Origin of the sequence: Enterobacter sp. C6 (genome assembly GCF_008122455.1) — a bacterium.
GTDB lineage: Bacteria > Pseudomonadota > Gammaproteobacteria > Enterobacterales > Enterobacteriaceae > Enterobacter > Enterobacter pseudoroggenkampii.
Genome location: NZ_QPFW01000126.1, coordinates 1 through 7921, shown reverse-complemented (window position 1 = coordinate 7921; position 7921 = coordinate 1). Strand labels below are relative to the sequence as shown.

The 7921-nt window shown below is 63.0% G+C and carries 6 protein-coding genes; 3 read left to right on the top strand and 3 right to left on the bottom strand.

The window, feature by feature from the left end:
* Positions 1-854 (bottom strand): FepA family TonB-dependent siderophore receptor (locus DOU50_RS02190; protein ID WP_148768683.1); only part of this gene is annotated, 854 nt, incomplete at its 3' end.
* Positions 855-998: 144 nt separating this feature from the next.
* Here DOU50_RS02190 and fes point away from each other — a divergent pair.
* From fes to entF, 3 genes are read left to right on the top strand one after another with little or no spacing between them, the layout of a single operon-like run.
* Positions 999-2198 (top strand): enterochelin esterase, encoded by a 1200-nt coding sequence (gene fes / locus DOU50_RS02185; RefSeq protein WP_148768682.1) that lies wholly within the window; start codon positions 999-1001, stop codon positions 2196-2198.
* Positions 2199-2208: 10 nt separating this feature from the next.
* Positions 2209-2421 (top strand): MbtH family protein, encoded by a 213-nt coding sequence (locus tag DOU50_RS02180; RefSeq protein ID WP_061715786.1) that lies wholly within the window; start codon positions 2209-2211, stop codon positions 2419-2421.
* Complete coding sequence (gene entF, locus DOU50_RS02175) at positions 2418-6275, top strand: enterobactin non-ribosomal peptide synthetase EntF (RefSeq protein ID WP_148768681.1); 3858 nt, start codon at positions 2418-2420, stop codon at positions 6273-6275. Before DOU50_RS02180 ends, entF begins: the two co-directional genes overlap by 4 nt.
* A 67-nt stretch (positions 6276-6342) precedes the next feature.
* Here the strand turns inward: entF and fepC are convergent, their stop codons facing one another.
* Positions 6343-7143 (bottom strand): iron-enterobactin ABC transporter ATP-binding protein, encoded by an 801-nt coding sequence (fepC, locus tag DOU50_RS02170; protein WP_148768680.1) that lies wholly within the window; start codon positions 7141-7143, stop codon positions 6343-6345.
* Positions 7140-7921 (bottom strand): iron-enterobactin ABC transporter permease (gene fepG / locus DOU50_RS02165; protein ID WP_148768679.1); only part of this gene is annotated, 782 nt, incomplete at its 5' end. The genes fepG and fepC, both read right to left, overlap by 4 nt.

The window sequence follows — 7921 nt, the reverse complement described above, 5'->3', positions numbered from 1 at the left end:
GCGTAGAGGTTGTTCTGACGGCTGTAGCCCGCCTCAAATTCCAGAGACTGCATCGGCGCAAAGTCCCAGCGCACCACGCCGTTAATGTCTTTATTTTCCACCCCTTCACGGCCCGCGGGCAGCGTGTCAGCGTAGGCACCGGTTCGGTCAGACTGGTGACCCTGGTTGATGTCCCACGCGTCGGCCTGAGTTTTGTCCAGATTGCCGTACATGCGGAAGCTGAAGTCGCCGCCCAGCGGGCCGCTCAGGCTAAAGTTGGTGCGTTTGGTGGACCCTTCATCCTTGTGCTCAGGCGCATTCAGGTAGGTGTTCCAGGAGCCGTGCCACTGGTCGTCGAATTTTTTGGTGATGATGTTTACCACGCCGCCAGCCGCGCCGTTGCCGTAGCGCGCGGCGGCCGGACCGCGGATCACTTCGATGCGCTCGATCATCTCTGGTGGCACCCAGCCGGTATCGCCGCGCGTGTCACGCTCGCCGCGCCAGCCCAGACGGATGGAGTTTCGGCTGGTGACCGGCTTGCCGTCGATCAGGATCAGGGTGTTTTCTGGCCCCATGCCGCGGATATCAATCTGACGGTTGTTCCCGCGCTGGCCGCTGGTGGAGTTACCGGTCAGGTTAACGCCCGGCATGGTGCGGATGATTTCAGCCACGTCCCGCGCGGGCGGGTTTTTACGGATCTCATCGGCGGTGATGGTCGATACCCCCGGCGCCTGCAGATTCTGCTCGGCGGCGGTGATCACCATCGTGTCTTCGTGCTGCGCAGAGGCGGTGTTGTCGTCTGCCAGAGCGGGCAGCGCGACGCCGTAAATCCCTAAATTGACCAGCAAGGCCAGAGAGTGAATCTTCTTATTCATTGTACGTCCTGCTTTTGTGGTTGTTTTATGAGCGCTTCCCACAGCGCGGGCACTACGCTATTGCAAATGCAAATAGTTATCAATAATATTATCAATAAAATTTGCTCTGAAACAAAAAAGACTGTTAAACATGAGGTTATAAGGGTGACGGCGTTAACAACGGGAAGTGAAGCGTGGTGGCAGTCGAAAAACGGGCCTGAATGGAAGCCGGAAAAGGGAAACTATCGCGTCACGTTCTGGTGGCGTGACCCGGCAGGAACGCAAAGAACGTCACCGATCAAACGCGTCTGGCTCTACGTCACCGGCGTGACCGATCACCACAAAAATGCCCGCCCGCAGTCTCTTGAGCGCATCCCGGATACCGACGTCTGGCAGTGGCAGGGCGAGTTCAGCCCCGAATGGCGCGGAAGCTACTGTTTTATCCCCTCCGTGAATGAAAATGATTTTGCCGACGCGGTATTCGAAGGCCAGCAGCCGGACCGCATGGCGCTGCGCGAAGGCTGGCGCAAACTGCTGCCGCACGCGGTGTCTGATCCGCTGAATCCGCAAAGCTGGCGCGGCGGGCGCGGCCATGCCGTCTCCGCGCTGGAGATGCCGGGCGCACCCGTTCAGCCGGGGTGGAATCATCCCGATACGCCGTATCAGCCGCCAGTCTGCATTGAGTGGGAAAGCGCGCGCCTGAACAATCGCCGCCGCGTCTGGATTTTCACCATCGGGGACGATAACCCGGAACGCCCGCTGGCGGTGCTGCTCGACGGCCAGTTCTGGGCCGAAAGCATGCCGGTCTGGCCTGCGCTGGCGTCTCTCACCGCTGAGCGCAAATTACCGCCTGCGGTCTACGTCTTAATCGATGTTATCGATATGGAGCATCGCAACCGCGAGCTGCCGTGCAATCCCGATTTCTGGCTGGCGGTGCAGGAAGAACTTCTCCCCCTTGTTAAAAAACGCGTGCCGTTTAGCGACCGTGCCGACCGTACGGTAGTGGCAGGCCAGAGCTTTGGCGGTCTCGCGTCCCTTTATGCTGGCCTCAACTGGCCGCAGCGTTTTGGCTGCGTGCTCAGCCAGTCCGGGTCCTTCTGGTGGCCGCACCGCGGTGGGCAGCAGGACGGGCTGTTAATCGAACAGCTTAAAGCCGGTGAAATATCCCCTCGCGGGCTACGCATCATTCTTGAAGCCGGGCGCAACGAGCCGCTCATCTTCCGCGCGAATCAGGCGATTTACGCCGAGCTGCACACGTACCAACCGGTTATCTGGCGTCAGGTTGACGGCGGACACGATGCGCTTTGCTGGCGCGGTGGGCTGACGCAGGGGCTGATGACCCTCTGGCAGCCGCTAATTCACTAACGGAGTCTGTATGGAATTCAGCAATCCTTTCGATAATCCGCAGGGACAGTTCGCCATTTTGCAAAACGACCAGGGGCAGTACAGCCTGTGGCCGCAGCAGTGCGAACTGCCGGCGGGGTGGCACGTGGTGTGTGAAGCACAGTCTCAGGAGGCATGCCAGCAGTGGCTTGTCGGGCACTGGCAAACGCTTGAGCCGTCTCACTTTGCGGGAGAGTACGCATGATCCGTCTTCCTCTCGTCGCCGCCCAGCCGGGGATCTGGATGGCGGAACAGCTGTCCACGCTGCCAAACGCCTGGAGCGTGGCGCACTACACCGAGCTGAAAGGCGATATCGACGCGCCGCTGCTGGCAAAAGCGATTGCTGAAGGCATGATGCAGGCCGATACCCTGCGGATGCGTTTTGCCGAGGAGAACGGCGAGGTGTGGCAGTGGGTGGACGAGTCCACGATCCTGCCTGAGCCGTCCATCGTTCGCGTTAACTCTCACGACGACGCCATGACGCTGATGGAATCCGATCTTGACCAGAACCTGCGCGTCGACAGCGATCAGCCGCTGGCGTTTCAGCAGCTGATTCAGGTGGGTGAAAGCCACTGGTACTGGTATCAGCGCTATCACCATCTGGTGGTGGATGGCTTCAGTTTCCCGGCCATTACCCGCCAGATCGCCGCGATTTACGCCGCGTGGAAAAAGGACGAACCTACGCCCGCATCTCCGTTTACGCCGTTTGCCGGGGTGGTGGACGAGTATCAGCGCTATCGCGACAGCGAGGCGTATGCGCGCGACGGTGCCTTCTGGGCAGAGCAGCGCAAGGAGCTGCCTTCTCCGGTCTCGCTCTCCTCCACGCCGCTGCCGGGCCGAGCCGCGACAACGGATATCCTGCGCCTGAAAATCGCCGCCGACGGTCGTGCTTTTAGCCAGCTTGCGCAGGCGGCAGAAAAGGTACAGCGCACCGACCTGGCGCTCGCGCTGGTGGCGCTGTGGCTGGGCCGCCTCACCGGACGTCTGGACTACGCCGCCGGGTTTATCTTTATGCGCCGCATGGGCTCCGCGGCGCTCACCGCGACCGGGCCGGTGCTCAACGTCCTGCCGCTGGCGGTGAATATCGATCCGCAGGAGAGCCTGCCCTCGCTGGCGCTGCGCCTGGCGAAGCAGCTGAAAAAAATGCGCCGCCACCAGCGCTACGACGCCGAGCAGATCGTGCGCGACAGCGGGAAAGCGGCGGGTGATGAAGCGCTGTTTGGCCCGGTGCTGAACGTCAAGGTCTTCGACTATCAGCTGGATATCGACGATGTGGAGGCCATTACCCACACGCTGGCAACCGGACCGGTGAACGACCTTGAGCTGGCGCTGTTCCCGGACGAGCAGGGCGGGTTGAGCATTGAGATCCTCGCCAACAAACAGCGCTACGACGAGGCGACGCTGGTGCGTCACGTCGCGCGTCTGAACGCGATGCTGAGGCAATTTGCGGTCAATCCGGACCTGCGCTGCAGCGAGGTGGAAACCGTTTCAGAACAGGAATACGCAAAGCTCGCGCGCATCAACGATACCGGACTGGCGCTGCCGTCCAGCACGCTCGCGGATCTGGTGGCGGAACAGGCGAGCAAAACGCCGGACGCCCCGGCGCTGGCGGATGCGCACGTTGAACTCAGTTATCGCCAGATGCGCGAGCAGGTCGTCGCGCTGGCAAACCTGCTGCGCGCGCGCGGCGTGAAGCCGGGCGACAGCGTGGCGGTGGCCCTGCCGCGCTCGGTATTCCTGACGTTAGCCTTGCACGGCATTGTGGAGGCGGGCGCCGCGTGGCTACCGCTCGACACCGGCTATCCGGACGATCGCCTGCGGATGATGCTTGAGGATGCGAAGCCGTCTCTGCTCATTACCACTGACGAACAGCTTCCGCGCTTTAGCGATCTCTCCGTCGAGACGTTTAGTTACAACACACTATTACCGACCGCGGGTGCTGAACCGCTGCGTCTGGCGAAGCCGGAGCAGACGGCGTACATCATCTTTACCTCCGGCTCGACGGGGCGCCCTAAAGGGGTCATGGTCGGCCATACCGCCATCGTTAACCGCCTGAAGTGGATGCAGGATCATTATCCGCTGGACGCGACGGACGTGGTGGCGCAGAAAACGCCGTGCAGCTTTGACGTGTCGGTGTGGGAGTTCTGGTGGCCGTTTATCGCCGGGGCGAAGCTGGTGATGGCCGAGCCGGACGCGCACCGCGATCCGCAGGCGATGCAGAGCTTCTTCACCCGGTACGGCGTGACCACCACCCACTTCGTGCCGTCGATGCTGGCGGCGTTTGTTGCCTCGCTGACGCCGGAAAACGTGGCGTGCTGTAAAACCCTTAAGCAGGTGTTCTGCAGCGGCGAAGCGCTGCCAACCGAACTGTGCCGCGAGTGGGAGCAGTTGACCCATGCGCCGCTTCACAACCTCTATGGCCCGACGGAAGCGGCGGTGGACGTGAGCTGGTATCCGGCGTTTGGTCCCGAGCTGGCGGCGGTGGAGGGCAACAGCGTGCCGATCGGCTTCCCGGTGTGGAACACGGGGCTGCGCATTCTGGACGCGATGATGCGCCCGGTGCCGTTCGGCGTGGCGGGCGATCTCTATCTCACCGGCATTCAGCTGGCGCAGGGGTATCTGGGCCGTCCGGACCTCACCGCCAGCCGCTTTATCGCCGACCCGTTTGCGCCGGGCGAGCGGATGTACCGCACCGGAGACGTTGCCCGCTGGCTGGATAACGGCGCGGTGGAATATCTAGGCCGCAGCGACGACCAGCTTAAAATTCGCGGCCAGCGCATCGAGCTGGGTGAAATCGACCGGGCGATGCTGTCGCTGCCGGACGTGGCTCAGGCCGTGGCGCACGCCTGCGTGTTCAACCGGGCGGCGGCAACAGGTGGCGATGCCCGGCAGCTGGTGGGGTACGTGGTTTCTGAAACCGGCTTACCGCTGGACCGCGACGCGCTGCTCGAATCGCTCAAGGCACAGCTGCCGCCGCATATGGTGCCGGTGGTGCTGCTGCAAATCAGCGCGCTGCCGCTGAGTGCGAACGGGAAGCTTGACCGCAAGGCGCTGCCGCTGCCGGAGCTGACCGGTAAAACCTCCGGGCGGGCGCCGGAAAGCGAAACCGAAATCGCCGTTGCGCAGGCGTTTGCCGCGCTGCTGGGCTGCGAGGTGAACGACGTTGAGGCCGACTTCTTTGCCCTCGGCGGCCACTCGCTGCTGGCGATGCGCCTGGCCGCGCAGCTAAGCTGCGCGTTCGAGCGCAAGGTTACGCCGGGGCAGATTATGGTCGCCTCGACGGTGAGCAAGCTGAGCACGCTGCTGGACTCGCAGATGAGCGACGAGCAGGCGCAGCGTCTGGGGTATGAAACGCTTCTGCCGCTGCGCGAGAGCGACGGCCCGACGCTATTCTGCTTCCATCCGGCTTCCGGCTTTGCCTGGCAGTTTAGCGTGCTGGCGCGCTACCTCAGCCCGCGCTGGTCAATCGTCGGCGTTCAGTCGCCGCGTCCGGACGGGCCGATGCAGCAGTGTGCGGATCTGGATGGAGTGATTGAGCATCATCTGAATACGCTGCGTATGCAGCAGCCGCAAGGGCCGTATTATCTGTTCGGCTATTCCCTCGGGGGTACGCTGGCACAAGGGATTGCAGCCCGTCTGCGCGAGCAGGGTGAAGCGGTGGCGTTCCTCGGCCTGCTGGATACCTGGCCGCCGGAAACCCAGAACTGGGCGGAAAAAGAGGCCAGCGGCCTCGACCCGGAAGTGCTGGCGGAAATCGAGCGCGAGCGTCAGGCGTTTATCGCCGCCCAGAAGGGGCAGGGCTCCAGCGAGCTGTTTAATGCCATCGAGGGCAACTACGCCGACGCGGTGCGGCTGCTCACCACGGCGCACAGCGCGCGGTTTGACGGCAAAGTGACGCTGTTCGTCGCCGAGCGCACGCGAACGATGGATCCGCAGGTTGCCTGGGCGCCGTGGGTGGCGGAACTGGAGGTGTACAGCCAGGACTGCGCCCACGTGGATATCATTTCACCGCAGGCGTTTGAGAAAATTGGGCCAGTGTTGAAGAATATTTTGAGGTAACGTCAAAAGCGCCGGGTGGTGTTGGGTTTGCTCCCTCTCCCCGTGGGAGAGGGCCGGGGTGAGGGCATCAGACCGCACGTTTTCCCAACGGCACCACCAGCGGCGTTCCCGCCACCGGATCGTCGATTATCATGCACCGCAGGCCGTAGATCCGCGCGATCAGCTCCGGCGTCACAATCTCTTTCGGCGCGCCCTGCGCCACAATCTCCCCGTCTCGCAAGGCAATCAGGTGCGTGGCGTAGCGGCACGCCTGGTTTAAATCGTGCAGCACCGCCGCAAGGGTGTACCCCTGCTCGCGGTTCAGCTCGCTCAGCAGCTCCAGCAGGTCGATCTGGTGGCTGATATCCAGCCAGGTCGTCGGCTCGTCCAGCAGCATGATGGAGGTCTCCTGCGCCAGCACCATCGCGATCCACGCGCGCTGACGCTGTCCGCCGGAAAGGGTATCCACGCTTTGCTGAGCGAGATCGGTAATGCCCGTCGCCAGCATCGCGCGGTTCACCGCCTCGTCATCTTCCTTGCGCCAGCGGGTAAACAGCGGCTGGTGCGGATAGCGTCCGCGCGAGACCAGCTCCTGAACCGTGATGTCCCCCGGCGTGGTGGCGTTTTGCGCTAGCAGCCCGATGCGCCGCGCCACCTCTTTGCTGGCGAAACGCTGGATCTGCTCGCCGTCGAGGAAGACACTGCCCTCCACCGGCGTCATCAGGCGGCTCAGGGTGCGCAGCAGAGTCGATTTACCGCAGCCGTTCGGGCCGATAATCGCCGTGAAGTGGCCGTCCGGAATGGCGACGGATAAATCACGGGCAACGATTTTTTTGCCGTAGCCGAGAGTGAGATTTTCGCCGCGCAAGCGGGTGGTTGAATCTGTCATTTCTTGCGAGACTCCTGAACGAGCAAGACGATAAGGTAAATGCCGCCGAGGCTGACGGTCACCACGCCCACCGGAAGCTGGTAAGGCATAAACAGCTGCTGGGCGCAGAGATCGGCGGCCAGCAGCAGCAGCGCGCCGCACAGCGCCGCCTGAGTTAATCCCCAGCGCGCCGTCCCGCTTAGACGTCGTGCGATATGTGGCGCGACGAGGGCGATAAATGAGATCGGCCCGGCGATGGCGGTGGAGGCGGCGGTCAGCAGTACGGCGACCAGCATCAGCATCAGGCGCGAGCGCTCAACGCCCACGCCCAGCGCGCAGGCGCTGTCGTCGCCCATCTCCAGCAGCCGCATGCGCCGTACCAGCAGCAGCGCGCCGATAAACATCAGCACAATCAGTGGTGCCGCGGGCCAGGTTTTGCCCCACGTCAGGCCGTTGAGGGAGCCCGCGTACCACAGCCCGGCGGAAAGCGCCGTTTCCAGCGAGGCCTGCAGCAGCAGCCAGGTGTTAAAGGCCATCAGCATCGCACGGATGCCGATACCGATAATGATCAGCCGGAAGGTATCGATGCCGTTGCGCCAGGCCAACAACCAGATAACCAGCGACGTCAGAATGCCGCCCGCCATCGCCGTAAAGGTGATGGCCGTCAGGTGCTGGCCGAACAGCACCATCGCCACCAGCACGCCGCTCCAGGCCCCGGTATTGAGGCCCATCACGTCCGGGCTGCCGAGCGGGTTGCGCATCAGCGACTGGAATATCGCACCGCTCACGCCGAGCGCCG